The following is a 26,064-nucleotide window of genomic DNA, read 5'->3' on the forward strand; positions in this document are numbered from 1 at the left end:
CGCCGGGTTAGCCGCGCTGGGCCAAGGATGGCCCATCGCGGCGGCCCACGGATTCAAGCCTGCGGGCGGGCATGCCGAGCCTAAGCGAGGCACCGAGTGGTGGGGCGAGGACCTTTTGGTTACTTTTGGGTCCTTTCAAAAGTGACAGCGGGCATGCCGAGCCTAAGCGAGGCACCGAGTGGTGGGGCGAGGACCTTTTGGTTACTTTTGGGTCCTTTCAAAAGTGACCCGCCGTAAGGGCGGAACCCATACAAGCCCTAACCCAAACACCGGATATGTACGCTTACCCAGCCAGGCCAACAAACATATCCTGCACGTCATCGTGGTTGTCCAAACCTTCCAAAAAGGCTTCAACCTCGGCCATCTGCTCATCGGTCAACCCGCTCACCGGGTTCTTCGCAATGTAGCCAAGCTTGGCCGACAACACGGTAAACCCCTGCTCCGGCAGTGATTTTTGCACAGCGTCCAAGTCTGTAGTCTCGGTAATAAACAGGCTGGTGCCCTCCTCTTCACCCTCTTCAAAATCCTGAGCGCCAGCTTCGATGGCGGCCATCTCAGGGTCGGCGTCCGGGGTGTCCGGCGACGCTTCGATCAGACCGACATGGTTAAAGTCCCAGGCCACCGAGCCGGAAGCACCCAACTGGCCCTTGCGGAACGCCACGCGGATCTCCGCCACGGTACGGTTGATGTTGTCGGTCACGCACTCGACGATCAACGGTACCTGGTGCGGGGCGAACCCTTCGTAGGTCACGCGGTGGTACTGCACGGTTTCACCCAACAGACCGGCGCCTTTCTTGATCGCGCGCTCCAGAGTTTCCTTGGGCATCGAGGCCTTTTTGGCCTGCTCCACGACCAGACGCAAGTGGGCGTTGGTTGCAGTGTCGGCACCATTGCGGGCGGCGATGGTGATTTCTTTTACCAACTTGCCAAAGATTTTGCCCTTGGCATTCGATGCCGCTTCTTTATGTTTGACTTTCCACTGTGCGCCCATGACTCACTCTCTTCATATGCATGGCGCCGAGACGTCTACTGGCCGGCGCTTTGGCGGCAGAGTTTATAGGGCAAAAAAAAATCGTTCCAGCAAAAAACCGTCACGACGCCAACTCGAAAAACGCCTGGATCAAGCGCAATGAGCGGCGTCGCTGCAGGCAACCGAGCATGTGCCGGTTGACCAGCCCATCGCCGTGCAAAGGAATCGCGTGCACCCGCGGGTCGCGGCTGACCTCGATTGACGACACCACGCCTACGCCCAGCTCAGCGGCGACGGCTTCGGTCACCGCCTCGCGGCTGTCGAGTTCCAGCAACACCTTGGGCTGCACATGCGCCATGGCGCAGGCGTTATCGAAGGTGCGCCGGGTGATGGAGCCGGGTTCGCGCAGCACCATGATCACCTCGTGCAATTGCGCCAGGCGAATGCCCGCCGGGTCGGCCAGCCACGGGTGCCCGGCCGGCACCAAGGCGCACAGCCGCGATTGTTCAAGCGGCTGCAGGTGCAAGCCAGTGCGCGGCTCCACCTCGGTCAGCACCGCCACATCCGCGTGTTCGGACAACAACGCAGCGAGGGTTTCCTGAGCGTTACCCAACCGCAGGTTCACGGTAATGCCGGGGTAGCGCGCGCGCAGGCTGGCGATCATCGGCATCACCAGGTGCGGGCCGTCTGCGGCGACTTCAAGGCGCCCGGTGAGCAATTGGCGATTGGCTTCCAGCAAGGTCTGCGCTTCGTCCACCAAGCCAAAAATCGCCCGGGTGATGGCCGCCAGGCGGGTGCCTTCCTCGGTCAACTCCACCCGCCGCGCAGTACGACGCAACAGCGCAATCTGGTAGTGCTCTTCTAGGGCCTTGATATGCCCGGTCACGGCCGGCTGGCTGATGAACAGCCGCGCCGCCGCCCGCGTAAAGCTGCCCTCGCGGGCCACCGCATCAAATGCACGCAGTTGGAACAAATTCATAGCTATCGGCCTCACTGATAGCTCGCATAACAACAAACAATTTGATTGATGACAAGCCAAACTGCAATTTAGGCGCCGTAGCTTCACCCCCATCGCATGCGAGGACCTGAGATGAACACCGTCGCGCCCATCCTGCTCACACCCGGCCCCTTGACCACGTCTGCGCGCACGCGCCGGGCGATGAAGGTGGACTGGGGTTCATGGGATGACCGTTTTAACCAGCTCACCGCGAGTGTCTGCGCGCAACTGCTGGCGATCATCAACGGCGCCGACAGCCACCACTGCGTACCCTTGCAAGGCAGCGGCACGTTTGCGGTCGAAGCAGCCATCGGCACGCTGGTCCCGCGTGACGGCAAAGTGCTGGTGCTGATCAACGGCGCGTACGGCAAACGGCTGGCGAAGATTTGCGAAGTGCTCGGCCGCCCTTTCAGCCCGTTCGAGACCGCCGAAGACCAGCCTGCCAGCGCGGCCGACGTCGACCGCCTGCTGCACGCCGACCCGACGATCACCCACGTCGCGCTGATTCATTGCGAAACCAGCACCGGCATTCTCAACCCGCTGGCGCACATCGCCGACGTGGTTAAACAGCACGGCAAGCGTTTGATCATCGACGCCATGAGCTCCTTCGGCGCGCTGCCCATAGATGCCCGCCAAGTGCCGTTCGACGCGTTGATTGCCGCCTCGGGCAAGTGCCTGGAAGGTGTGCCGGGCGCAGGTTTTGTGTTTGCCGAAAAACACGCGCTGGCGGCCGCCCAAGGCAATTGCCACTCGCTGGCGCTGGACCTGTTCGACCAGCACAGCTACATGGCCAAAACCGGCCAATGGCGTTTCACCCCGCCGACCCACGTGGTCGCGGCCCTGCACGAAGCGCTGCTGCAATACCACGAAGAAGGCGGCTTGCCCGCGCGCCATCAACGCTACACGCTCAACTGCCAGGCGCTGCTCGATGGCATGGCCGAATTGGGCCTGCGCAGCTTTTTGCCGGCGGCGATTCAGGCACCGATCATCGTGACCTTCCACGCCCCGCAAGACCCGCGCTACCAGTTCAAGGCGTTTTATGAGGGCGTCAAGGCCAAGGGTTTCATCCTTTACCCCGGAAAATTGACCACCGTAGAAACCTTCCGCGTGGGCTGCATCGGCCATGTCGACGCAACCGATATGCACGCCGCCGTCACCGCCATTGCGCACGTGCTGCGCGCGATGGGCGTCAACCTTTCACCTTCAGGAGCCCAAGCATGAACTATCACACCCCCAACACCTTGCAGGCCGTGATCCTCGATTGGGCCGGCACCGTGGTCGACTTCGGCTCTTTCGCGCCGACGCAGATCTTTGTCGAAGCCTTTGCCGAGTTCGGCGTGCAGGTCTCCATCGAAGAAGCCCGTGGGCCGATGGGCATGGGCAAGTGGGAGCATATCCGCACCCTCTGCAATCAGCCGCAAGTGGCCGAGCGTTACCGCGCAGCGGTTGGCCGCACGCCGACAGATGATGACGTCACCGCCATCTACCAACGCTTCATGCCGCTGCAAATCGAAAAAATCGCCGAGCACTCCGCCTTGATCCCCGGCGCGCTCGACACCATTGCGCACCTGCGCGTGCAAGGCATCAAGGTCGGCTCCTGCTCCGGCTACCCCAAGCAAGTGATGGACAAAGTCGTCGCGCTGGCCGCCAGCAACGGCTACGTCGCCGACCACGTGGTTGCCACTGACGAGGTGCCGAATGGCCGCCCATGGCCTGCGCAAGCACTGGCCAACGTGATCGCGCTGGGCATTGATGACGTGGCAGCCTGCGTGAAGGTAGACGACACCGTGCCGGGCATTCTCGAAGGCCGCCGCGCCGGCATGTGGACCGTCGCGCTGACCTGCTCAGGCAACGCGCTGGGCCTGACCTACGAACAATTTCGCGCGTTGGACAGCCGCACGCTGGCCAGCGAGCGCGAACGCATCCACGCGCTGTTCGAAGGCTCGCGCCCGCACTACCTGATCGACACCCTTACCGACCTGCCTGCGGTTATCACCGACATCAACCAGCGCCTGGCGCGCGGTGAAATGCCGCAAAGCCACTGATAGAGGTCAAAACAGCGGCATTTACACCAAGCAAACCGCTCAAAACCGGCATACAGTAAAAGCACTCCGTCGCCAAAGAACGGAGGTTTGCCCTGATGAGTGAGGAACCAGCAATGCCGTGGAAAAACTCCGATACCCGCTACAGCACCATGTCGATTGCGCTGCACTGGTTGATGGTGGTGCTGCTGGCGGTGGTTTACGCCTGCATAGAGTTACGCGGCCAATTCCCCAAAGGCAGTGGCGCGCGAACGTTGATCGTCGAAATGCACTTCATGTTCGGCCTCAGCGTATTCGTGCTGGTATGGCTGCGCCTGTTCGCCCGCAGCATGGGCGTTGCGCCGAAGATCGTGCCCGCACCGCCGCGCTGGCAGAGCCTGTTGGCGACGCTGATGCACGTTGCGCTGTATGCGTTGATGATCGGCATGCCGATTGCGGGTTGGCTGATCGTCAGCGCCGAGGGCCATTCGGTGATGTTCTACGGCATTGAGTTGCCGCCGTTAATCGCTGAAAACAAAGCCCTGGCCAAGGAGATCGAAGGCTGGCACGTGCTGTTTGGCAATACCGGTTATTGGCTGATCGGGCTGCATGCATTGGCGGGGCTTGCGCACCACTACATCCTGCGCGATAACACCGCGTTGCGGATGATGCCCGGCAGGCGCTGACTTAAAACCGACCTGAGTGGTTGAAGCAGATCAAAGGCGGCTTGCATACACAGCAGATCTGCTTTTTTTGCTTTCTGTGGGAGGGGGCTTGCTCCCGATAGCAGTTTTACAGTTGATACATGAATTGACTGACCCACCGCCATCGGGAGCAAGCCCCCTCCCACAGTTTGACCGAGTTCTGCTTGGGGGATTGGGTCGGCTTTCGGGCCGCCTGCTTGTGATTTTGATCTTGATCTAAGGCACCCCGTTAAACCACGATGGCCGAACGCAGATATTACGGAGTGAGGGCACACCGAGCCACAGCGAGGTGCCGAGTAGTGGGGCAAGAGCGTTTTGGTTACTTTTGACTGGGCCGGCTTCCGGCTTTTCAAAAGTGACCCGCTGTAAGAGCGGAGCCGATATAAGCCATAAACTCAGTAACGGATATGCACCCAAGACCAAAGTCACAAGCCCAAATAAATTTTAATAGCAAAAACAATAGGTTATTTGTAGTTTGATAGGAGCGGGCTTGCTCGCGATGGCCTCAACTCGGTATGCCTGATGGTCCGAGGTGCGTGCATCGCGAGCAAGCCCGCTCCCACACACTAGGCGCTGAAGCCTCGGCGGCCTTGCAGGCCCCCGGTGTGCACAAAGATCAACCGCGTGCCAGGGCCGAAGCGTCCAGCCTCAATCTGTTGCTTCAAGGCCAACAAGGCTTTGCCGGTGTAAATCGGCTCCAGCGGCACACCACAGGCTTGTTCGGTAGCGTGGATAAAGTCGAGCAACTGCGGATCAACCTTGGCAAAACCGCCTCGGCTGGCATCCACCAGTTCATAACCGCCCGGCACAATAGCCTGCACGTTTTGCGCTACGCCATGATCATCCGGCACCGCCAAGGCGCCAAACACTGCATGCGCGCCCGCCTCCGCCAGTGCCAACCCAGCCAGCGTGGTACCCGTGCCCGCCGCCAACCACCAGGCGTCATAATCGTCCCAGCCAAGGCTGCCGAGTTGCGTGCGCACCTGCTCCAGCAGCACTGCGCAACCGAATGCCCCTTCGATGCCGCCACCGCCTTCGGGCACGGGGTGCAGTGCGGGATACTGCTCACGCCAAGGCAGCCAAAAATCCGCCTCATGCCGCGCACGATAGCCGCCATACCCCAGCCAATGCAGCTGCATGCCGAACGCTTTCAAGTCGAGCACCGTCGGCGTGTCTTGAGGATGCCCGCGTAACAGGCCGACCGTGGTGAACCCAAAGCGTTTACCGGCGGCCGCCAACGCGTGCAGGTGGTTGGAGTGCGCACCGCCGAGGCTGATGACGCCGCTGGCACCGGCGATCTGCGCCTGTGCCAGATGCTCGGTGAGCTTGAACCATTTGTTGCCGCTGATCAGCGGGTCGATGCGGTCCAGACGCAGCACGGCCACCTCGACGCCGTTCAGCCAATCCAGCTGCAACGGTTCAAGGGGAGCGAGGGGCAGCCAGTCGAAAGGACCCATAACGCGAGCGCAGCTGTGTGCAAAAAGGGGCGCTAGTCTACCACCGCCCCAGGCGTGTTTTTACAGCTCGGCGGCGAGGCGCGAGCCCTGGTTGATGGCACGCTTGGCATCCAGCTCAGCCGCCACATCGGCGCCGCCTATAAGGTGCACGTTCTGGCCGGCGGCGAGCAGGCCGTCGTGCAGTTCGCGCAACGGGTCCTGGCCTGCGCAGATGACAATGTTGTCGACTGCCAGCACCCGCGGCTCACCCTCGGCGCCGATGCGGATGTGCAGGCCTGCCTCGTCGATTTTCAGGTATTCAACGCCGTTGAGCATCTGCACCTGCTTGTTCTTAAGGCCGGTGCGATGAATCCAGCCGGTGGTCTTGCCCAGGCCGTCGCCGACCTTGGAGGCCTTGCGCTGCAGCAGGAACACCTCACGCGCCGGCGCATGCGGTTGAGGGGTGATACCGGCAACGCCGCCACGCGCTTGCAACTGGGTATCGATGCCCCACTCTTTCCAGAACGCCTCGCGGTCCAGGCTGGTGGACACGCCCTGATGCACCAGGAACTCGGAAACGTCAAAGCCGATGCCGCCCGCGCCGATCACCGCCACACGCTTGCCCACCGGCTTGCGCTCAAGGATCACGTCCAGGTAGCTCAGCACCTTGGCACTGTCGATACCCGGTATCGCCGGGGTACGCGGCGCGATGCCGGTGGCCAGGATGATCTCGTCGTAACCGCCCTCCGCCAGTTGCGCCACATCTACACGGGTGTTGAGGCACAGCTCGACATGCGTGGTCTGCAACTTGCGATTGAAGTAACGCAGGGTCTCGAAAAACTCCTCTTTGCCCGGTACGCGCTTGGCGATATTGAACTGGCCGCCGATCTCGCTGGCGGAGTCGAACAGCGTCACCTGGTGGCCGCGCTCAGCCGCCACGGTGGCTGCCGCCAGGCCCGCTGGACCGGCGCCAACCACGGCGATTTTTTTGATCTGTTTGACTGGCAGGTAATTAAGCTCGGTTTCGTAACACGCGCGCGGGTTGACCAGGCAGGTGGTCAGTTTGCCGCCAAACGTATGGTCCAGGCAGGCTTGGTTGCAGCCGATGCAGGTGTTGATTTCATCCGCACGGCCGGCTGCCGCCTTGTTGACGAAGTCCGGGTCGGCGAGAAACGGCCGCGCCATCGAGACCATGTCGGCATCGCCTTCGGCGAGGATCTGCTCGGCGATTTCCGGGGTGTTGATGCGGTTGGTGGTGATCAGCGGAATCTGCACCGCACCGCGCAGTTTGGCGGTGACTTTACTGAACGCGCCGCGCGGCACTTTGGTTGCAATGGTCGGGATACGCGCTTCGTGCCAGCCAATGCCGGTATTGATAAGGGTCGCACCGGCCTGCTCGATCGCCTTGGCCAACTGCACGATTTCTTCCCAACTGCTGCCGCCTTCCACCAGGTCGAGCATCGACAGGCGGAAAATAATGATGAAATTCGGGCCGACCGCTTCACGCACACGGCGCACGATGTCGACTGCCAGGCGCATGCGATTTTCGTAGCTGCCACCCCAACGGTCGGTGCGGTGGTTGGTATGCGCGGCGAGGAACTGGTTAATAAAGTAGCCTTCAGAGCCCATGATCTCGACGCCGTCGTACTCGGCGACCTGGGCCAGCAGCGAGCAGGTGACGAAATCCTCGATCTGCTTCTGAATGCCCTCCTCGTCCAGCGCCTTGGGCTTGAACGGGTTGATCGGCGCCTGAATCGCGCTCGGTGCGACCTGCTTGGGGCTGTAGGCATAACGCCCGGCGTGGAGGATTTGCATGCAGATTTTGCCGCCCGCTGCATGCACCGCCTGGGTCACGATCTTGTGCTGTTGCGCTTCTTCGTCGGTGGTCAGCTTGGCTGCACCGGCGTACACCCCGCCCTCGTCATTCGGGCCAATACCACCCGTCACCATCAGGCCAACGCCACCGCGTGCGCGCTCGGCAAAATACGCCGCCATGCGCTCGAAACCGCCGGGTTTTTCTTCAAGGCCGGTGTGCATCGAACCCATCAGGGTGCGGTTGCGCAAGGTGGTGAAACCCAAGTCCAACGGGGCCAGCAGGTGCGGGTAAGCAGCAGCGGTCATGGTACAGCTCCACAACGGATCATCACGGGGCGTGGCGCGCTCAAATGGCATGCCATCGGTTTATGCCCACAGACTAAGAGTCGAAGGACTACGGCTCAATGACTGAAACTGACAACTTATTGATCAGAATGCACAGCGACGCTTGGCAAGCGAGTGCAGGCGCCCTACCCTAGTCGGCGAACCCTACACACGGTCTGTTGTCTGTTGCCCCATGCGTAAACTTCTAGCGTTCACCGTCTCCATGGCCCTGGTTGCCGCCGTCGCCGCGTATCTGGTCTGGACCCAGGAGCGCCCCGTGGCGCATTACCTGTCGGACCTGCGCATCACCCTGGCCGTCAACGAAGGCGAGCCTGCCGATCGCGGCAACTTGCTCGGCATCCAGCCGGAGCTGTTCCCCGCCGACTACCAGAGCCTCGAACGCCTGCACTTGAAGCTCGCGGCGTACCTGCAAAAAGCCCGCGAGCAAGGGCTGATCAATCAAAAGACGGTGGTCGTGCTGCCGGAACACATCGGCACATGGCTGATGCTCAGCGGCGAAAAAAACCAGCTGTATCAGGCCGTGCACCTCAAGGATGCGATGAACTGGCTGTCGGCCAGCAACCCGCTGCAATTCGCACGCGCCTGGCTCAGCGCCACGGGCGGTAACCGCATGGACGACGCGTACCTGCGCATGAAAGCCCGCGGCATGGCCCGCGACTATCAGGTGCTGTTCGGTGGCCTGGCCAAAGAGTTTGGCGTAACCGTGGTGGCCGGCTCCATCACCCTGCCCAACCCGAGCGTCAGCCAGGGCCAATTGCAGATCGGCGACGGCGCGCTGTACAACGCCAGCGTGGTGTTTGCTGCGGACGGCCTGGCCGTCGGCCAGCCACAGCGTCAGTTCTACCCGATCTACGATGAGCGCGAGTTTATCGAGCCGGGTGACGAAAACCTCGTCAGCGTGGTCGATACGCCCGCTGGGCGCCTGGGCATTCTGATCGGCAGCGACAGCTGGTACCCGGACAACTACCGCAAACTCAACGAGCAAGGTGCGCAACTGGTCGCCGTGCCCGCCTTCGTGACCGGCCGCGACACGTGGGACCGCCCATGGCGCGGTTTCAAAAGCGTCTCGACGCCGACGGAAATCAGCCTCAAGCCCGAAGAACTCAGCGAGGGCGACGCCTGGCACCGCCTCACGCTGATCAGCCAACAGCCGATCAGCCAAGCCGCCGCCGGCATGAGCGTGTTCCTGCGTGGGCAGTTCTGGGACTTGGGCACCGCCGGGCAGAGTTTTCTCAGCAGCAACGGGCAAATTTCTGCCGACCGCGATGCCCATGGCGCGCGCTTGCTGAATATCTGGCTGTAGCGCCTTGAAGCCGGTGCGCCTTGGCGACCTGTCAGTGGCCTTCGTGCACACACTGGCCGACGCGATTCACAGCCACGGCCTCGACCCGCAACCGCTGCTGCTGCAATACGGCCTTGACCCGGCACGCCTCGCCGAAGCCGGCGCACGCTTGTCGATCCCGCGCTACATGCGCCTCGGCCATGCCGCTATCCAACTGACCGGCGACCCGGGCCTGGGCCTGCGCATGGGCCAGTTCAGCCGTTTAAGCCAGGCCGGTTTGGCCGGCGTGACCGCCGCACAAGCGCCTAACGTGCGTGAAGCCGCGCGCACGCTGACCCGCTTTGAAGCGCTGTACGGCTCGAACTATCGCGGGCAGTCGAGTTTTCATGAAGATGCCGACGGCGCCTGGCTGCGGTTTTATTCGATTAGCCCGTACAACGCTTACAACCGTTTTGTGGTGGATTCGATAATCGCCGGTTGGCTGCAGCAATTGTCCAGCCTGGCTCAGCAAACCGTGCAGGCACAACGCATCGACATCGAGTTCGACGCGCCGGGTTACAGCGCGCAGTACAGCGTGTTGGGTGACAACCCGATCCACTTTGGCGCCGAGGCCAACCAACTGCGCCTCAACCAGCAAACCCTGGCCATGCGTAACCCGCAGCATTGCCCGAGCACCTGGCAGCTGTTGCTGAAGTTGTGTGAACGCGAATTGGAACAACTGACCCGCACCCGCAGCCTGCGCGAGCGCATTACCCGCTTGCTGGGGCCGATGCTCAATGGCGGCCGGGAACCCGACCTGGAAGAAGTGGCGTCACGCTTGAAGCTGCCCACCTGGACGCTGCGCCGCAAACTGGCCGAAGAAGGCACTCAGTTCCGCGCGATTCTTAACGATACCCGCCGCGATTTGGCCATGACCTACATCCGCGACACGGAATTGGCCTTCGGCGAGATCGCTTACTTGCTCGGTTTTGCCTCAGCCCAGGCATTTCAACGGGCCTTCAGGCGGTGGAACAACCAGACCCCAGGGGAATTTCGCCGCAGTCAGCGGCATTCCGCCTGAAGTCGGTGTTACAGCTCGGTTGCGTCGTCGGCCGGGTCCAGTGGGTCCAGTTCAAAGGCCTGGTACTCCAGCAGTTCTTCTTGGTATTCGTCCATGGTGTACTCCTTGTTGGGTTGAAGCGGCTGTCAATTAATGACCTGCACAGCCAGCCTAAAGTGCCGTGATGACGAAAAAAAGTCCGCGTCATGACGTTTCTGCACTCCAACATTAAACGTAGCAGCGTTGTAACGATTTAGCACCAGGATTTACGGACGGGGCAAGCAGCCGCTACGGGATCAACGCTGTTAAAGCGAACCCCGTAGCGGAATGGATTACTGCGCAGCGTTTGGCAGCGGAGGAATCGCCTCGGTCGGCGCCGGCAGTGCCGGGTTGGTCGCAGCCGGCGCGGGCTCAGGGGTTGGCTGCGGGCTTGGCTGCAGTGATGAGTCAGGCGCTGATGCAGGGGCTGATGCAGGCGCCGGCTCAGTAGCGGGTTGCGCCTGTGGCGCAATCGGCGCCGCCTCGGGTGGCGGTGCAATCGGCTCCGACGACGCCGGTGCTGCCGGTTCTTGCTTGGGCGCTTCGACCTTCTCGGCAGCCGCAGCCGCCTTGGGTTCCGGCACGCCCAGTTCAGCTTTCGGCGTTTCCGGGATATGCGCAGCCTTCTTCACTTCCTGCGGCAGGAACACATCCACCAGCGCAAAGTAACGGTCATAGAACTTCGGCGCCGAGACTGTCTCACTCGCCACCTTGACCATTGAGTCATCGGTGGAGCCAATCGGCATCGACAACGAACCCAACACACCTACCCCGACACTCGCCGAGTTGTTGACCTTCTTCAGCGCGTAACGGTCCTGCAAGGCGTTGGCAAAAATCGTCGAGTGATTGTTGCCTTTGCCGTCATCGGCACACACCACGTTGAAACTGATTTGCAGATGCGTCTCGCCGGTTTGCTGGAAGCTCTTGTTACCCACTACCAGCTTCGGATCGCTGCTGGTAATGATGTAACCCTGGCTCAACAGCGCACGCCGTGCTGCTTCGCACGCAGCCACATCGGTGACCGGGTAATCACGCGAGAACGTGCCGGAGTCGTCGAAAGCCTCATGTTCATAAATAGCGGTCTTGGGTGACGAGCAGCCCGCAGCGCCCGCCAGCACCAGCGCCAACCCGAGGCTACGCAAGTGAAATGATGTCGACATCGAAAATCCTGAGGAAAACAGTCCGGACGGTATTGTGCAACATAACGGGCGGTTGGCGCGCGCATTCCTGTCGGTAAAACGTCACAGGCTTATAGCGCGGCCGCTTCAGGAAACAGCTCAGTACACATATGGTCAATAAACACGCGCAGTTTGGCCGAGGCATGCCGACTTGACGGCCATAACAGCCAGAAGCTGCCACGGTGTTCAAGGCAGTCGTCCAACACGCGTTGCAAGCGCCCTTGACGTACCGCCTGGTCGACCATGAAGTCGGGCAGGCAGGCGATGCCCAAGCCTTCGTGCACCGCCTGGTTAAGGGATTCAATGGTGCTGCTGACCAGCGGCGTGCGCAACACCGGCTCGGCCACGCCCGGTACGTGGCGCAACGGCCAGGGTTCAAGCTTGCCGGTGGCACAGAATTTATGCCGCAGGCAGGCGTGGCCGCTCAAGTCCTGGGGCTGTTGCGGGGTGCCGTGGAGGGCGAAGTATTCCGCGGTGCCGACCAGCACCAAGCGAAAATGCCCCAAGTGACGCGCCATCAGGCGCGAGTCTTCCGGCTTGCCGGTGCGAATCACCGCATCGAAGCCTTCCTCGATCACATCGACCATGCGGTCCGAAAAATCCACATCCAGCTCGATCTCCGGGTAGGCGCGCATAAAGTCGCTGAGCACCGGCATCAGCAGCCCGCGCACGTGCGGCAGGCTGATGCGCAACTTGCCACGCGGCGTAGCGCCCGCCTCGGTCAGCTCCTGCTCGGCGGCCTCGACCTCAGCCAGAATCCGCCGCACGCGCTCAAGAAACTGCGCGCCTTCGCTGGTCAGCGTGACGCTGCGCGTGTTGCGGTGAAACAAGCGCACGCCCAAGCGCTCCTCGGTGCGCGCAATGCTTTTGCCCACGGCCGACGAGGAAACCCCCAGTACCCGGCCAGCGACGGTGAAACTGCGCGCCTCTGCGGCCTGCACGAATACCTCAAGACTGCCCAAACTGTCCATGACCTGACCTTTAAAGATTGCGGACAATTACGTCCGATAAGTTCGGAACCTTAGCCTGTTTTTCCGCAGCGCACAGCGCCCTACTCTGCGATCTGGCCCTTTTGCATGGACACAGCGCGATGAACAACAGCCCCGCAATAAACGATTGCCCCTCGGCAACCCGGCGAGACGTACTGCCTTTAGGCGGCCTGCTGGCGTTAGCCTCAGCCGGCTTTATCACCATCCTCACCGAAACCATGCCGGCCGGGCTGCTGCCGCAGATGAGCGCCGGGTTAGGCGTTTCACCGGCACTGGCAGGCCAACTCGTCACCCTGTACGCGCTGGGTTCATTGCTCGCGGCAATCCCGCTCACCGTCTTGACGCGAGGCTGGCGGCGGCGCCCGCTGTTGCTGATTGCCATCGGCGGCTTTGCCTTGGTCAACAGCGTCACGGCGTTTTCCAGCCATTACGGGCTGACCCTGGTGGCACGCTTTCTCGCCGGAGTATTCGCCGGGCTGCTGTGGGCGTTGATGGCGGGGTATGCCAGCCGCATGGTTGCCCCGCACTTGCAAGGCCGGGCGATTGCCGTGGCGATGCTCGGCGCACCGTTGGCATTGTCGCTCGGCGTACCGGCAGGCACCTTCCTCGGCAGCGTGGTTGGCTGGCGCCTAAGCTTTGCGAGCATGACCGGCCTGACGCTGTTGCTATTGATATGGGCGCGCTGGCAGCTCCCGGATTTTGCCGGCGAACACAGCAAAACACGCTTGGGGCTACGCCAAGTGCTGAGCTTGCCAGGCATCCGCCCGGTGCTGTGGGTGACCCTCACCTACGTGCTGGCCCACAACATTCTCTACACCTACATCGCGCCCTTGTTGGCGCCCGCCGGGCTTGCCGCCGACATCGACCGCGTGCTGTTGGTGTTTGGGCTAGCGGCGCTGCTGAGCATCTGGCTGGTGGGGGCGTTGATTGATCGGTGGTTGCACGCGTTGCTGGTGATCAGCTGCGCCCTGTTTGGCCTGATCGCCTTGGCGCTGGGGTTCTGGGCAGATTCGCCAGCCGTCATCTACAGCGCTGTCGCCGTGTGGGGTTTGGCATTCGGCGGCCTCGCGGCCCTGCTTCAAACGGCACTGGCCAAGGCGGCGGGCGCGTCGGCGGATACTGCGCAGTCGATGCTGGTGACGGTGTGGAACCTGGGCATAGCCGGGGGCGGGTTGGCGGGGGGTGTGTTGCTTCAAGGCTGGGGCGTCGGAGCATTTGCGTGGGCGGTTGCCCTACTGATGCTGCTCGCCTTGGCTGGCAGCCTGAATCGCCGCTAAAAAAAAGCCCCCGGTCCTTTCAGACCGGGGGCTTTTTATTCAACGCCGCATCAGAACTTCTTGATCTCAGCCTTGGCTTCCAACTGCTTGCGGTAGGCAGCGAAGTCTTGCTGGCCAATACGCGACGCGAGGAAGCGGCGGTATTGCGCCTTTTCTTCGTCGGTAGGCGCAGCCGCTTCGTTGACACCGTTCAAGCGCACGATCACCAGGCTACCGTCAGCCAGGGTTACCGTGGTGAAGGTCGGCTTGTCCTTGGCCGCAGGCTTGGGCATGCGGAACAGGGCTTGCAGCACAGCCGGCTCAATCGCTTCCTGGCTACGGGTAGCCGCTTCAGTGACCTTCCACGCCTGGCCATCTATTGGCTGGTTCAGCGCGGTTTTGCCATCACGCAGGCTGGCGATCAACTCGTCAGCATGCGCCTTGGCCGCCACGCTCGCGCGCTCTTTGGTCATCTGTGCACGAATCGCCGCCGAGACACTTTCGAGTGGCAGTTGCGCAGGTTTCAGATGCTCTTTGGCACGCAGCACGATGATGGTTTCCGGGTCCAGCTCAAGGGCGCTGCTGTTGGCACCCTCATCCAGCACTTCCGGGCTGAACGCAGCAGTGACCACGGCACGGTTGGCCGCAACACCTTCGCCACCTTCACGGCCGAATGGCGCGGAGGTGTGCACGGTCAGCTTGAGGTCGGACGCCGGCTGGGCCAGGTCGGACGCTTCGAATGCCGCATCTTCCAATTGCTTGGTCGCTTCGACAAAGCGCTGCTCAACCTGCTGAGTCTTGAGCTCACGCGTCAGCTTGTCTTTCAGGCTGGCGAACGACGGCACTTGCGGTGCTTCAACGCCCAACAGCTTGATCAGGTGCCAACCGAAGGTCGTGCGCACCGGCGCCGAAACCTGGTCTTTGTTCAACGCGTACAAGGCCGTTTCAAAGTCCGGGTCATAAACGCCAGGCCCCGCGAAACCAAGGTCACCGCCATTGTTGGCGGAGCCAGGGTCCTGCGAAAACTCTTTAGCCAGCGCTTCGAACTTCTCACCTTTGGCCAGGCGTGCCTGGATGTCTTCGATCTTGGCCTTGGCTTGCGCCTCGGTCACCTTGTCGTTGACTTCAATCAGAATGTGCGCGGCGCGACGCTGTTCAGCGAGGTTGGCGGTTTCCTTTTGATAGGCGGCCTGCAGCTCATCGTCCTTGACGGTAACCTGGTCGAAGAACGAAGACTTCTTCAGTTCCAGATAGTCGATGACCACTTGGTCCGGCGTCATGAACTCTTTGGCGTGCTGATCGTAGTAAGCCTTGACCTCGTCGTCGGTGAGCTTCACCGCCGCAGGGTCGGCCTCGATGTTGACGGTGGCAAAATCGCGCGTCTGTTTTTCCAGACGGGCAAATGCCAGTACCTCGGCGTCGGTCACAAAACCGCTGCCGGCGATACCTGCGCGAACCTGGCCGATGAGCATTTCCTGAGTCAGCATCTGACGAAATTGCAGACGGCTGTAGCCCAACTGACGAATCACCTGATCAAAGCGTTCGGCGTTGAATTTGCCGTCCACCTGGAATTCCGGTGTTTGCAGGATGACTTGATCCAGCGCCGCTTCAGAGAAGCCGAACTTCGAATCAGCCGCACCTTGCAGCAACAGCTTGCGATCGATCAGACCCTTGAGGGCCGCATCGTGCAGCAGTTTTTCGTCCAGCAAAGAAGCATCGAAATCCTTGCCAAGCTGTTGCATCAGCTGGCGACGTTGCATGTCGACGGCCTGGCTCAACTCGGGTTGGGTGATCTCTTCACCGTTAACCTTGGCCACGTCCTGCTTGTTATTGGTCGAAGCCTGGAAAATGGCCTCGATACCGGTGAACGCCATCAATGCGACGATGATCCCGATAATGGTCTTGGCAATCCAGCCTTGTGAATTGTCCCTGATATTCTGCAGCATGCGTCCCCCAGAAACGGTTGATCTTCAAAAATTAGGCAACCGTGGAGCGTGGGTAGAGTCCGGATAGAAGAAAGGCGCATCCGAGGATGCGCCTTCTCGTAACTGGCGGAGCGGACGGGGGTTTGAACCAACACCCCAGGCCATGGCGACCCAATGGATACGTGGGTCAGCTGCCGCTCCGCTGCCAGGCCAGACCTGCGTCTGACCCGGGTAGTAAGGCTTGAGCGAAGCTTAGTTAACGGCTTCTTTCAGGGCTTTACCGGCTTTGAAACCTGGTTTTTTGGCAGCAGCGATTTGCAGTGCTTTGCCAGTCTGTGGGTTACGGCCAGTACGCGCTGGGCGGTCAGTCACAGAGAAAGTACCGAAGCCAACCAGCACTACGGAGTCGCCGGCCTTCAGAGCGCCAGTGACGGATTCGATTACTGCGTCCAGCGCACGGCCAGCAGCAGCTTTCGGGATATCAGCGGATGCGGCGATAGCATCAATCAGTTCCGACTTGTTCACTCTAAGTCCCCTTATATATCTATTGAGTATGATTCTAAGTTTTTTGGTGAAAGCAAAAACCAGTGCTGAATGGCCTACAGACACTTAAGAGCCGCTTTATAACAAGGGCTCTAAAAAGCTGTCAAGGAAGCTCCCAGGCTTATTCGCATTAATGCGTGCTAATTCTTTCCTTCGAATCAGACTCGCGTTTTTCGTCCTTGGCGACTATCTCCGGAGCCACATCCGGCAAGGGCTCCGGCGCGTATTGCAGCGCAATTTGCAGGACCTCGTCAATCCATTTAACCGGTTTAATCTGAAGATCCTGCTTGATGTTGTCAGGAATTTCCTTCAAGTCGCGAACATTCTCTTCAGGAATGATCACCGTCTTGATTCCACCCCGGTGCGCCGCGAGCAGTTTCTCTTTCAGGCCACCAATGGCCAGTACCTGGCCACGCAGGGTAATTTCCCCGGTCATCGCCACATCGGCGCGCACCGGAATGCCGGTCAATGCCGACACCAGCGCCGTGCACATGCCTACACCAGCGCTAGGGCCGTCTTTGGGCGTCGCGCCTTCCGGCATATGGATGTGGGTGTCGTGCTTCTCGTGGAAGTCCAGGGGAATGCCCAGGCTTCTGGCACGGCTGCGCACCACGGTCTGCGCGGCAGTGATCGATTCGACCATCACATCACCGAGTGAACCGGTCTTGATCAACTGACCTTTGCCCGGAATCACAGCGGCTTCAATGGTCAGCAATTCGCCACCCACCTGAGTCCACGCCAAGCCAGTCACCTGGCCTACCTGATCCTGCTGTTCAGCCAGCCCGTAACGGAATTTTTTCACCCCGAGGAAGTGTTCCAGGGAGTCGGCAACCACCTTCACCGAGAAGCGTTTTTCCAGCGCGTGCTCTTTGACCGCCTTGCGGCAAATTTTCGCGATCTGACGCTCAAGGCCCCGTACACCGGCCTCGCGGGTGTAATAACGCACGATGTCACGGATCGATTCGAGATCAAATTCGATCTCGCCCTTCTTCAGGCCGTTGGCCGAAATCTGCTTGGGCGCGAGGTATTTGACCGCAATGTTGATCTTCTCGTCTTCGGTGTAACCCGGCAGACGAATCACCTCCATCCGGTCCAGCAAGGCTGGCGGAATGTTCATCGAGTTGGAGGTGCACAGGAACATTACGTCGGACAGGTCGTAGTCGACTTCCAGGTAATGGTCGTTGAAATTGTGGTTCTGCTCAGGGTCGAGCACTTCGAGCAACGCCGACGCCGGGTCGCCACGCATGTCGCTGCCCATTTTGTCGATTTCATCGAGCAGGAACAGCGGGTTGCGCACACCCACCTTTGTCATCTTTTGAATCAATCTACCCGGCATCGAACCGATATAAGTACGGCGATGGCCGCGAATTTCAGCTTCATCACGCACACCGCCGAGGGCCATGCGCACAAATTTGCGATTAGTCGCGTTGGCGATGGACTCAGCCAGGGACGTTTTACCGACACCCGGAGGACCGACCAGGCACAATACCGGGCCACGAATTTTCTTCACGCGCTTTTGCACGGCGAGGTATTCGAGGATGCGTTCTTTGACTTCTTCGAGGCCGTAGTGATCGGCGTCCAGAATGTCTTCGGCGCGCGCCAAGTCCAGGCGCACTTTGGTCTGCGCCTTCCACGGCACCTGCACCAGCCAGTCGATGTAGGAGCGAACCACGGTGGCTTCGGCCGACATCGGCGACATTTGCTTGAGCTTGTTCAGCTCGGCAGTGGCCTTGGCCAATGCATCTTTGGGCAGGCCAGCGGCATCGATGCGCTTTTTCAGCTCTTCGATTTCGTTGTGGCCTTCTTCGCTGTCGCCAAGCTCCTTCTGAATGGCCTTCATCTGCTCATTCAGGTAGTACTCGCGCTGGCTGCGTTCCATTTGTTTCTTGACGCGACCACGAATGCGCTTTTCGACCTGCAGCAGGTCAATCTCGCCATCGAGCAAGGCCAGCACGTGTTCAACACGCGCCGACAGGTCAATAATTTCGAGGATGTCTTGCTTCTGCTCGATCTTCAGCGCCATGTGCGCAGCCATGGTGTCGACCAGGCGGCTTGGCTCATCAATGCTGTTGAGCGAAGACAGGACTTCAGCCGGGACTTTTTTACCCAGCTGCACATACTGCTCAAACTGCGAGAGCAGGCTGCGTACAAACACTTCAGATTCGCGCTCAGGGGCTTCGACTTCGTCGATCAGCGCCACTTCGGCGCGCAGGTGGCCATCCACCTCCATGAAACGCTCCACAGCACCGCGCTGCTCGCCTTCTACCAGCACCTTGACGGTGCCATCAGGCAGCTTGAGCAATTGCAGCACAGTGGCGATGGTGCCGACGCGATACAGGGCGTCTTCGCCTGGATCATCATCAGCCGGATTCTTTTGGGCCAACAGCAGGATTTGCTTGTCGCCCGTCATCGCTGCCTCAAGGGCTTCGATAGACTTCTCGCGCCCCACGAACAGCGGGATAACCATGTGCGGATAGACGACGACATCACGCAACGGCAGGAGAGGCAATTCGATGGTTGTCTTCATGATTTCGCCTCTATGACAGTTGAAAAAATAACTTGAAACCAAGATGGGGGCTGCATGCAAAAAAAACAAGCTCAATGCCAGCAGTTAAACGCATGAATAAACGCGAATTTTAACCCAAGCCTGAAAAACAGCCCCAAAAAACAAGGGGCCTCAAAAGGCCCCTTGCTATTACTGCAACTGCAAAACGCTTACGCGTCTGGCGCAGCCTTGGCAGCCGGCTCACTGTTTTCGTAGATATACAGTGGCTTGGACTTACCTTCGATAACGCTTTCGTCAATCACCACTTTACTCACCTCGGACTGCGAGGGGATTTCGTACATGGTGTCGAGCAACACGCCTTCGAGGATCGAACGCAAACCACGCGCACCGGTTTTGCGCTCCAGTGCCCGCTTGGCCACTGATTTGAGTGCGTCGGTACGGAACTCGAGGTCTACACCTTCCATCTCGAACAACTTGGCGTATTGCTTGGTCAGGGCGTTTTTCGGCTCGGTGAGGATCTGAATCAAAGCAGCCTCATCCAGCTCGTCCAACGTGGCCAGGACCGGCAGACGACCCACGAATTCCGGGATCAGACCGAACTTGACCAAATCGTCAGGCTCGACTTCACGCAGGGACTCGCCGACCTTCTTGCCTTCTTCCTTGCTGCGCACTTCTGCACTGAAACCGATGCCGCCACGGGTGGAACGCTGCTGAATAACCTTTTCCAGCCCCGAAAATGCACCGCCACAGATGAACAGGATGTTACGCGTGTCAACCTGAAGGAATTCCTGCTGCGGGTGCTTGCGGCCGCCTTGTGGCGGTACGGAAGCAACCGTGCCTTCGATCAGCTTCAACAGGGCTTGCTGCACGCCTTCACCGGAAACGTCCCGGGTGATCGACGGGTTGTCGGACTTGCGCGAAATCTTGTCGATTTCGTCGATGTAGACAATACCCATCTGGGCCTTCTCTACGTCGTAGTCGCACTTCTGCAGCAGCTTCTGAATGATGTTCTCGACGTCTTCACCCACATAACCGGCTTCGGTCAGGGTGGTGGCGTCGGCGATGGTGAAAGGAACGTTCAACAGGCGGGCGAGCGTTTCTGCAAGCAGGGTTTTACCCGAGCCTGTAGGGCCGATCAGCAAAATGTTGCTCTTGCCGAGTTCGACTTCGTCGCCTTTCTTGTCACGCTGGTTCAAGCGCTTGTAGTGGTTGTACACCGCTACGGCCAGAACCTTCTTTGCACGCTCTTGACCAATCACGTACTGATCAAGGATGCCGCTGATTTCTTTAGGCGAAGGCAATTTATGCGCGCTGCTCTCGGCCTGTGCTTCCTGCACCTCCTCGCGGATGATGTCATTGCACAGGTCAACGCACTCGTCGCAGATAAACACCGAGGGGCCGGCAATCAATTTGCGCACTTCATGCTGGCTTTTGCCACAGAAGGAGCAATAGAGCAGCTTGCCGTTGTCCTCGCCGTTGCGGGTGTCAGTCATTCGTTCGATCCAAATCCGATAGGCTTGCAACACAAGATGAAGGCTTATGCGGGCTTTTTCAAGCCCGCCGGTGGTCGGACATGCCGACCAGCCCTATTTTGAGCAGCTTATATTAAGCGGGGCGCTTTTCGATCACGGCGTCGATCAACCCATATTCACGGGCCGCTTCAGCGCTCATGAAATTGTCGCGGTTGGTGTCGCGCTCGATTTCTTCCAGGGTGTGCCCGCTGTGCTTGGCCATCAACGTGTTGAGGCGCTCGCGAATAAACAGGATTTCCTTGGCGTGAATTTCGATGTCCGACGCCTGGCCCTGGAAACCGCCCAGTGGCTGGTGAATCATCACACGCGAGTTAGGCAGGCAGTAACGCTTGCCCTCGGCACCTGCTGTGAGCAGGAATGCGCCCATGCTGCAGGCTTGGCCGATGCACGTGGTCGAAACGTTTGGCTTGATGAACTGCATGGTGTCGTAGATCGACATGCCCGCCGTTACCGAACCGCCCGGAGAGTTAATGTAAAGATGGATGTCCTTGTCCGGATTTTCCGCTTCAAGGAACAGCAGTTGCGCGCAGATCAGGTTGGCCATGTAGTCCTCTACAGGGCCGACCAGAAAGATCACTCGTTCCTTGAGCAGGCGCGAGTAGATGTCATAGGCGCGTTCGCCACGAGCAGATTGCTCGACAACCATCGGGACCAGGCCGCCAGCGGCCTGGATATCAGAGTTCTGCTGAATATAGGAATTACGGAACATGCTCTGCAGTTACTCCCAAATAGTCATGTCTTGAAAACGCATAAGCCAGCGCGAGGCTGGCTTATGGTTGTATTTCGAACGAGTTGGACAATCAGTCGGCTTGTGCTGCTTCCGCCGGTTTGACTGCTTCTTCGTAAGAGACCGCTTTGTCGGTCACCTTAGCCTTCTGCAGAACAGTATCCACAACTTGTTCTTCCAGCACAACCGAACGTACTTCGTTCAGTTGCTGGTCGTTCTTGTAGTACCAGGACACAACCTGCTCAGGCTCCTGGTAGGCCGAGGCCATTTCCTGGATCATTTCGCGAACGCGATCTTCGTCAGGCTTGAGGTCGAACTGCTTGACCACTTCAGCCACGACCAGACCCAGCACAACGCGGCGCTTGGCTTGTTCTTCGAACAGCTCGGCCGGCAGTTGATCAGGCTTGATGTTGCCACCGAACTGCTGAACCGCTTGAACGCGCAGGCGATCGACTTCGTTGGACAGCAAGGCCTTTGGCACTTCGATCGGGTTGGCAGCCAGCAGGCCGTCCATTACCTGGTTTTTGACCTTGGACTTGATGGCCTGACGCAGCTCGCGCTCCATGTTCTTGCGAACTTCGGTGCGGAAGCCTTCGATACCGGTTTCCTTGATACCGAACTGGTTGAAGAACGCTTCGTTCAGTTCTGGCAGCTTAGGCTCGGAAACGCTGTTGACCGTCACGGTGAACTCGACGGCTTTGCCGGCCAGGTCCAGGTTCTGGTAATCCGTTGGGAAAGTCAGGTTCAGAACGCGCTCTTCGCCAGCTTTGGCGCCAACCAGGCCGTCTTCGAAACCAGGGATCATGCGGTTGGAACCCAGCACCAGCTGAGTACCCTTGGAGGAGCCACCAGCGAACTCTTCGCCGTCAGCCTTGCCAACGAAATCGATGTTCAGCTGGTCTTCGTTCTGGGCAGCACGCTCGACCACTTCAAAACGGGTGTTCTGCTTGCGCAGGATTTCCAGCATGTTGTCCAGGTCAGCATCAGCCACGTCAGCGCTCAGGCGCTCAACGGCGATGGAGTCGAAACCGGCGACTTCGAACTCTGGAAACACTTCGAATACGGCAACGTATTCCAGGTCTTTGCCGGCTTCCAGCGACTTGGGCTCGATAGACGGCGAGCCAGCCGGGTTCAGCTTGTGCTCAACAACCGCTTCGTAGAAGGACGCCTGAATCACGTCACCTACCGCTTCCTGACGCGCATCGGCACCAAAACGACGCTTGATTTCGCTCATTGGCACTTTGCCTGGACGGAAACCAGCGATTTTAGCCTTTTGGGCAGTCTGCTGCAGACGCTTGTTGACCGCAGTCTCGATACGCTCTGCCGGCACGGTGATGCTCAGGCGGCGCTCGATAGCAGTAGTATTTTCAACAGAAACTTGCATGGATATTCCTCGTTGCACAGACGTTAGCCGGCCGTTTCCGACCCCAGAATCAAGGGCATGCATTCTAGTGGGTCAAACTCAAGAAGTCACCCTACTGAAAACGGGTAGAAAAACAGCAGGCCATTTATAGGTTCAAGTGCACGCATGCACCTCATCCCGTTAGCAAATACAGCGCATCACGCCAAGGCTCTGCATCAACCCTTCTATATATAGAAGCGTCTGGACGCACGCCCTTGGCTACCGACCTTGCAAACAAGGCCGGAGGGCACGGCAGCAGCATCGAGAAACACAAATACGACGAAACGCCCTGCCCTGAAACCTCAAAACACGTAAACAAAAACGGCACAGCCCTTTTTCAGGTACTGCGCCGTTATTCGCTATTAAATAGCTGTACTGACCCTGATACTGCCTCAGACCAGTTATACACGCTCAAAACCGGCAACGATTCTAACGCCAAGGCATTGAGAATGCTTGCTTTTTCTTGGCAACAAGTTTTCGGAACGCAAAAAAAAGCGCCAGATCATTGATCTGGCGCTTTTTCTGAATATGGGGTGGACGAAGGGGATCGAACCCTCGACAACGGGAGTCACAATCCCGTGCTCTACCAACTGAGCTACGCCCACCATATTGCATGAACAAAGAACTCGAACAGCTTCTTTGTCGACCCTCACCTGACCCGAGGGCAAGGCGAAGCTTTAAATGGTGCGGATGAAGAGACTCGAACTCTTACGCCTCGCGGCGCTGGAACCTAAATCCAGTGTGTCTACCAATTCCACCACATCCGCGCTTGAAGCTATTAAAGCAAAGGCGCCAGACGATTAATCTGGCGCCTTTTAAAATATGGGGTGGACGAAGGGGATCGAACCCTCGACAACGGGAGTCACAATCCCGTGCTCTACCAACTGAGCTACGCCCACCATAAAACATTACTTGTGCCAAAGCTGCCTAATGGCGCACCCGGCAGGACTCGAACCTGCGACCATCCGCTTAGAAGGCGGATGCTCTATCCAACTGAGCTACGGGCGCCTGATTAATCTGTACTCTTGGAGGATTACAAACTAAGTGCTGCAAGCCTTGCATAACAACACAAATGCTCGACTTTCGTAACCAGTGCTAGGCTGTGCCCGACAAGTGCGACGAATAGTATAGACGCCCCGGAAACCCGTCAAATCTTTTTTGAAAAAAACTGATTTTATTTAAGGGGTTAGGGCAATTTGCAGACCAAGCGCCTTTGCCCTTGCGGCGTGACATGCGAGAATGCGCGCACTTTTCTTCCCCCTCTCGATGGTTAATCACGCGTAATGACTGCACAACTTATCGACGGCAAATCAATCGCCGCCAGCCTGCGCCAGCAGATCGCCAAACGAGTCACCGAGCGCCGCCTGCAAGGCCTGCGCACGCCCGGCCTCGCGGTGATCCTGGTCGGCAGCGATCCTGCCTCTCAGGTTTATGTCTCGCACAAGCGTAAAGACTGTGAAGAGGTCGGCTTCATTTCCAAGGCTTACGACTTGCCGCAAAGCACCACTCAACAAGCGCTGACCGACCTGATCGACAGCCTTAATGATGACGCAAACATCGACGGCATCCTGCTGCAACTGCCGCTGCCCGAGCATCTGGACGCCTCCAAACTGCTGGAGCGTATCCGCCCGGACAAAGACGTCGACGGTTTCCACCCTTATAACGTCGGTCGCCTCGCGCAGCGCATTCCATTGCTGCGCCCGTGCACCCCGAAAGGCATCATGACTTTGCTGGAAAGCACCGGTGTCGACCTGTACGGCCTCGACGCGGTGGTGGTCGGCGCCTCCAACATCGTCGGGCGCCCGATGGCCATGGAACTGCTGCTGGCCGGCTGCACTGTGACTGTAACCCACCGCTTCACCAAAGACCTCGCCGGCCACGTCGGCCGCGCTGACCTGGTGGTGGTGGCTGCCGGCAAGCCGGGCCTGGTCAAAGGTGAGTGGATCAAGCAAGGCGCCATCGTGATCGACGTGGGCATCAACCGCCAGGACGACGGCAAGCTGGTCGGCGACGTGGTGTACGACACCGCCCTGCCCCGCGCTGGCTGGATAACCCCGGTGCCAGGCGGTGTTGGCCCGATGACCCGCGCCTGCCTGCTGGAAAATACGCTGTACGCGGCAGAAACCCTGCACGACTAATAACCAGCAGTAATGAAAAAGCCCTGCCTTATCGCAGGGCTTTTTATTGCGCGTAAAAAAACTGTTTTTTGTTAGTTTTTAAGCACTTTCGTCCGGTTCTGGAAGAACATTCGACAGTTCTTCATCCATACTCCTAAAATGTAACGTCATTTATCATAAAACCTGTTCCATGGACGGTATTTCCTTACTCTTTAGCGAGTTCATCCGCGTGAAAATTCGTCTCTCTATCGTTAGCCTTTTTTTTGCATTTACAGGCACTTTTGCGCACGCCAGCGAAACCATCATCGCCCCGCGTGACACCTCCAAACTGCAAATCGCCTCCGGCAGCGCCATGCTGGTCGACTTGCAGACCAACAAAGTGATTTATTCGAGCAACCCTGACGTGGTGGTGCCGATTGCTTCGGTCAGCAAGTTGATGACCGGCCTGATCGTGCTGGAAGCCAAGCAGAACATGGATGAGTACATCGACATCAATATCCAGGACACGCCGGAGATGAAAGGCGTGTTCTCCCGGGTAAAAATCGGCAGCCAAATGCCGCGCAAAGAGATGCTGCTGATTGCGCTGATGTCGTCGGAAAACCGTGCCGCCGCGAGCCTGGCTCACCATTACCCGGGCGGCTACCCGGCCTTTATCGCAGCAATGAACGCCAAGGCCAAGGCGCTGGGCATGACCAGCACGCATTATGTAGAGCCCACCGGCCTGTCGATTCACAACGTGTCGACCGCGCGTGACCTGAGCAAACTGCTGGCCGCCGCGCGCAAATACCCGATGCTGAGCCAGTTGAGTACCACCAAGGAGAAGACCGTGGCGTTCCGCAAGCCCAACTACACCTTGGGCTTTTCCAACACCGACCACCTGATCAACCGCGCCAACTGGGACATCAAGCTGACCAAGACCGGCTTCACCAACCAGGCGGGCCATTGCCTGGTGCTGGTTACGACCATGGGAAACCGCCCGGTGTCGCTGGTGATTCTTGATGCCTTCGGCAAATTCACGCATTTCGCCGATGCCACGCGTATTCGCAACTGGGTCGAGACCGGCAAGAGCGGCTCGGTGCCGGATGTGGCGTTGCGCTACAAGGCCGACAAGAACCTGAAGAACCGCCCGAATGCTGCAGAAGTGCGTCGTTAAGCAACAACGCTATCTGCACACCTCTCCTGAAGTCCGCGCTCTTGTGGCGAGCAAGCCCGCTCGCCACAGGGGGTTTATCCCAGCGTTA

General features: G+C 59.2%; 21 protein-coding genes and 4 tRNA genes. 9 read left to right on the forward strand and 16 right to left on the reverse strand.

What is annotated here, in order from left to right; translation table 11 throughout:
* Positions 1-283 precede the first annotated feature (283 nt).
* Both AO240_RS12110 and AO240_RS12115 read right to left on the reverse strand, forming a co-directional pair.
* A complete protein-coding gene (locus AO240_RS12110; RefSeq protein ID WP_058413377.1) occupies positions 284-991 on the reverse strand; it encodes a YebC/PmpR family DNA-binding transcriptional regulator in 708 nt (235 codons plus the stop codon).
* A 100-nt stretch (positions 992-1,091) separates the two neighbouring features.
* Positions 1,092-1,949: a LysR substrate-binding domain-containing protein gene (locus AO240_RS12115; RefSeq protein ID WP_058413378.1), complete on the reverse strand. Its 858-nt coding sequence runs from the start codon at positions 1,947-1,949 to the stop codon at positions 1,092-1,094.
* A 111-nt stretch (positions 1,950-2,060) separates the two neighbouring features.
* On the opposite strand from AO240_RS12115, the gene AO240_RS12120 reads away from it, so the two are divergent.
* The 3 genes from AO240_RS12120 to AO240_RS12130 all read left to right on the forward strand — a co-directional run bounded on the left by AO240_RS12120 (position 2,061) and on the right by AO240_RS12130 (position 4,674).
* Positions 2,061-3,188, forward strand: coding sequence for a 2-aminoethylphosphonate--pyruvate transaminase (locus tag AO240_RS12120; RefSeq protein WP_099236682.1), 1,128 nt, complete (start codon positions 2,061-2,063; stop codon positions 3,186-3,188).
* Positions 3,185-4,012 (forward strand): phosphonoacetaldehyde hydrolase, encoded by an 828-nt coding sequence (phnX, locus tag AO240_RS12125; RefSeq protein WP_099236683.1) that lies wholly within the window; start codon positions 3,185-3,187, stop codon positions 4,010-4,012. Before AO240_RS12120 ends, phnX begins: the two co-directional genes overlap by 4 nt.
* A gap of 113 nt (positions 4,013-4,125) precedes the next feature.
* Positions 4,126-4,674: a cytochrome b gene (locus tag AO240_RS12130; RefSeq protein WP_099236684.1), complete on the forward strand. Its 549-nt coding sequence runs from the start codon at positions 4,126-4,128 to the stop codon at positions 4,672-4,674.
* 584 nt (positions 4,675-5,258) lie between these two features.
* On the opposite strand, the gene AO240_RS12140 is transcribed toward AO240_RS12130, so the two are convergent.
* Positions 5,259-6,149 carry a 1-aminocyclopropane-1-carboxylate deaminase/D-cysteine desulfhydrase gene (locus AO240_RS12140; protein ID WP_099236686.1) on the reverse strand — a complete coding sequence of 297 codons (891 nt, stop codon included), beginning with the start codon at positions 6,147-6,149 and terminating at the stop codon, positions 5,259-5,261.
* Positions 6,150-6,209: 60 nt separating this feature from the next.
* The gene (locus AO240_RS12145) at positions 6,210-8,249 is read right to left on the reverse strand and encodes an NADPH-dependent 2,4-dienoyl-CoA reductase (protein WP_099236687.1); all 2,040 of its coding nucleotides are present in this window, start codon (positions 8,247-8,249) and stop codon (positions 6,210-6,212) included.
* Positions 8,250-8,460: 211 nt separating this feature from the next.
* Between AO240_RS12145 and AO240_RS12150 the strand changes: the two genes are divergently transcribed.
* Together AO240_RS12150 and AO240_RS12155 are read left to right on the forward strand one after the other, a co-directional pair.
* On the forward strand, positions 8,461-9,591 hold the full coding sequence (locus AO240_RS12150) for a carbon-nitrogen hydrolase family protein (protein ID WP_099236688.1): 1,131 nt from the start codon (positions 8,461-8,463) through the stop codon (positions 9,589-9,591).
* 4 nt (positions 9,592-9,595) lie between these two features.
* Positions 9,596-10,630, forward strand: a complete 1,035-nt coding sequence (locus AO240_RS12155) for an AraC family transcriptional regulator (RefSeq protein WP_099236689.1) — start codon at positions 9,596-9,598, stop codon at positions 10,628-10,630.
* 311 nt (positions 10,631-10,941) lie between these two features.
* Here AO240_RS12155 and AO240_RS12160 read toward each other — a convergent pair whose 3' ends face one another.
* Together AO240_RS12160 and AO240_RS12165 are read right to left on the reverse strand one after the other, a co-directional pair.
* Complete coding sequence (locus AO240_RS12160; protein ID WP_099236690.1) at positions 10,942-11,808, reverse strand: DUF2242 domain-containing protein; 867 nt, start codon at positions 11,806-11,808, stop codon at positions 10,942-10,944.
* An 89-nt stretch (positions 11,809-11,897) separates the two neighbouring features.
* A complete protein-coding gene (locus AO240_RS12165) occupies positions 11,898-12,797 on the reverse strand; it encodes a LysR family transcriptional regulator (protein WP_099236691.1) in 900 nt (299 codons plus the stop codon).
* A gap of 119 nt (positions 12,798-12,916) precedes the next feature.
* Here AO240_RS12165 and AO240_RS12170 point away from each other — a divergent pair, with 119 nt between their 5' ends.
* Positions 12,917-14,092, forward strand: coding sequence for an MFS transporter (locus tag AO240_RS12170; RefSeq protein WP_099236692.1), 1,176 nt, complete (start codon positions 12,917-12,919; stop codon positions 14,090-14,092).
* A 50-nt stretch (positions 14,093-14,142) separates the two neighbouring features.
* Here the strand turns inward: AO240_RS12170 and AO240_RS12175 are convergent, their stop codons facing one another.
* The 6 genes from AO240_RS12175 to tig all read right to left on the reverse strand — a co-directional run bounded on the left by AO240_RS12175 (position 14,143) and on the right by tig (position 22,688).
* Complete coding sequence (locus AO240_RS12175; protein ID WP_099236693.1) at positions 14,143-16,017, reverse strand: SurA N-terminal domain-containing protein; 1,875 nt, start codon at positions 16,015-16,017, stop codon at positions 14,143-14,145.
* 231 nt (positions 16,018-16,248) lie between these two features.
* Positions 16,249-16,521 (reverse strand): HU family DNA-binding protein, encoded by a 273-nt coding sequence (locus tag AO240_RS12180; RefSeq protein WP_003174819.1) that lies wholly within the window; start codon positions 16,519-16,521, stop codon positions 16,249-16,251.
* 148 nt (positions 16,522-16,669) lie between these two features.
* Positions 16,670-19,066, reverse strand: a complete 2,397-nt coding sequence (gene lon / locus AO240_RS12185; RefSeq protein ID WP_099236694.1) for an endopeptidase La — start codon at positions 19,064-19,066, stop codon at positions 16,670-16,672.
* A 188-nt stretch (positions 19,067-19,254) separates the two neighbouring features.
* Positions 19,255-20,538, reverse strand: coding sequence for an ATP-dependent Clp protease ATP-binding subunit ClpX (gene clpX / locus AO240_RS12190; RefSeq protein WP_010209414.1), 1,284 nt, complete (start codon positions 20,536-20,538; stop codon positions 19,255-19,257).
* A 112-nt stretch (positions 20,539-20,650) separates the two neighbouring features.
* On the reverse strand, positions 20,651-21,286 hold the full coding sequence (gene clpP, locus AO240_RS12195) for an ATP-dependent Clp endopeptidase proteolytic subunit ClpP (protein WP_003174822.1): 636 nt from the start codon (positions 21,284-21,286) through the stop codon (positions 20,651-20,653).
* 91 nt (positions 21,287-21,377) lie between these two features.
* A complete protein-coding gene (tig, locus tag AO240_RS12200; RefSeq protein ID WP_099236695.1) occupies positions 21,378-22,688 on the reverse strand; it encodes a trigger factor in 1,311 nt (436 codons plus the stop codon).
* 233 nt (positions 22,689-22,921) lie between these two features.
* Between tig and AO240_RS28365 the strand changes: the two genes are divergently transcribed.
* Positions 22,922-23,215 (forward strand): hypothetical protein, encoded by a 294-nt coding sequence (locus AO240_RS28365; protein WP_143505363.1) that lies wholly within the window; start codon positions 22,922-22,924, stop codon positions 23,213-23,215.
* A 20-nt stretch (positions 23,216-23,235) separates the two neighbouring features.
* On the opposite strand, the gene AO240_RS12205 is transcribed toward AO240_RS28365, so the two are convergent.
* The 4 genes from AO240_RS12205 to AO240_RS12220 form a co-directional block, all read right to left on the reverse strand.
* A tRNA-His gene (locus AO240_RS12205) sits at positions 23,236-23,311 on the reverse strand.
* A gap of 77 nt (positions 23,312-23,388) precedes the next feature.
* Positions 23,389-23,473: transfer RNA gene (locus AO240_RS12210), tRNA-Leu, on the reverse strand.
* A 56-nt stretch (positions 23,474-23,529) separates the two neighbouring features.
* Positions 23,530-23,605 (reverse strand) — tRNA-His (locus AO240_RS12215).
* A 32-nt stretch (positions 23,606-23,637) separates the two neighbouring features.
* Positions 23,638-23,714, reverse strand: a tRNA-Arg gene (locus tag AO240_RS12220).
* 275 nt (positions 23,715-23,989) lie between these two features.
* Here AO240_RS12220 and folD point away from each other — a divergent pair.
* On the forward strand, positions 23,990-24,844 hold the full coding sequence (gene folD, locus AO240_RS12225; RefSeq protein ID WP_099236696.1) for a bifunctional methylenetetrahydrofolate dehydrogenase/methenyltetrahydrofolate cyclohydrolase FolD: 855 nt from the start codon (positions 23,990-23,992) through the stop codon (positions 24,842-24,844).
* 208 nt (positions 24,845-25,052) lie between these two features.
* Positions 25,053-25,976, forward strand: coding sequence for a D-alanyl-D-alanine endopeptidase (gene pbpG, locus AO240_RS12230; protein WP_058413423.1), 924 nt, complete (start codon positions 25,053-25,055; stop codon positions 25,974-25,976).
* Positions 25,977-26,064: the final 88 nt, after the last annotated feature.

Origin of the sequence: Pseudomonas sp. ICMP 460, assembly GCF_002723595.1 — a bacterium.
In the GTDB taxonomy this organism is placed as follows: Bacteria; Pseudomonadota; Gammaproteobacteria; order Pseudomonadales; family Pseudomonadaceae; genus Aquipseudomonas; species Aquipseudomonas kitaguniensis.

Bases quoted from the DNA above. Each gene is read 5' to 3' on its own strand.
- tig (WP_099236695.1), bottom strand. From the start codon at position 22,688: ATGCAAGTTTCTGTTGAAAATACTACTGCTATCGAGCGCCGCCTGAGC.
- AO240_RS12130 (WP_099236684.1), top strand. From the start codon at position 4,126: ATGCCGTGGAAAAACTCCGATACCCGCTACAGCACCATGTCGATTGCG.
- AO240_RS12145 (WP_099236687.1), bottom strand. From the start codon at position 8,249: ATGACCGCTGCTGCTTACCCGCACCTGCTGGCCCCGTTGGACTTGGGT.
- phnX (WP_099236683.1), top strand. From the start codon at position 3,185: ATGAACTATCACACCCCCAACACCTTGCAGGCCGTGATCCTCGATTGG.
- AO240_RS12160 (WP_099236690.1), bottom strand. From the start codon at position 11,808: ATGTCGACATCATTTCACTTGCGTAGCCTCGGGTTGGCGCTGGTGCTG.
- AO240_RS12140 (WP_099236686.1), bottom strand. From the start codon at position 6,149: ATGGGTCCTTTCGACTGGCTGCCCCTCGCTCCCCTTGAACCGTTGCAG.
- AO240_RS12170 (WP_099236692.1), top strand. From the start codon at position 12,917: ATGAACAACAGCCCCGCAATAAACGATTGCCCCTCGGCAACCCGGCGA.
- AO240_RS12165 (WP_099236691.1), bottom strand. From the start codon at position 12,797: ATGGACAGTTTGGGCAGTCTTGAGGTATTCGTGCAGGCCGCAGAGGCG.
- clpX (WP_010209414.1), bottom strand. From the start codon at position 20,538: ATGACTGACACCCGCAACGGCGAGGACAACGGCAAGCTGCTCTATTGC.
- AO240_RS12120 (WP_099236682.1), top strand. From the start codon at position 2,061: ATGAACACCGTCGCGCCCATCCTGCTCACACCCGGCCCCTTGACCACG.
- clpP (WP_003174822.1), bottom strand. From the start codon at position 21,286: ATGTTCCGTAATTCCTATATTCAGCAGAACTCTGATATCCAGGCCGCT.
- AO240_RS12110 (WP_058413377.1), bottom strand. From the start codon at position 991: ATGGGCGCACAGTGGAAAGTCAAACATAAAGAAGCGGCATCGAATGCC.
- AO240_RS12175 (WP_099236693.1), bottom strand. From the start codon at position 16,017: ATGCTGCAGAATATCAGGGACAATTCACAAGGCTGGATTGCCAAGACC.
- lon (WP_099236694.1), bottom strand. From the start codon at position 19,066: ATGAAGACAACCATCGAATTGCCTCTCCTGCCGTTGCGTGATGTCGTC.
- folD (WP_099236696.1), top strand. From the start codon at position 23,990: ATGACTGCACAACTTATCGACGGCAAATCAATCGCCGCCAGCCTGCGC.
- AO240_RS12150 (WP_099236688.1), top strand. From the start codon at position 8,461: ATGCGTAAACTTCTAGCGTTCACCGTCTCCATGGCCCTGGTTGCCGCC.
- AO240_RS12115 (WP_058413378.1), bottom strand. From the start codon at position 1,949: ATGAATTTGTTCCAACTGCGTGCATTTGATGCGGTGGCCCGCGAGGGC.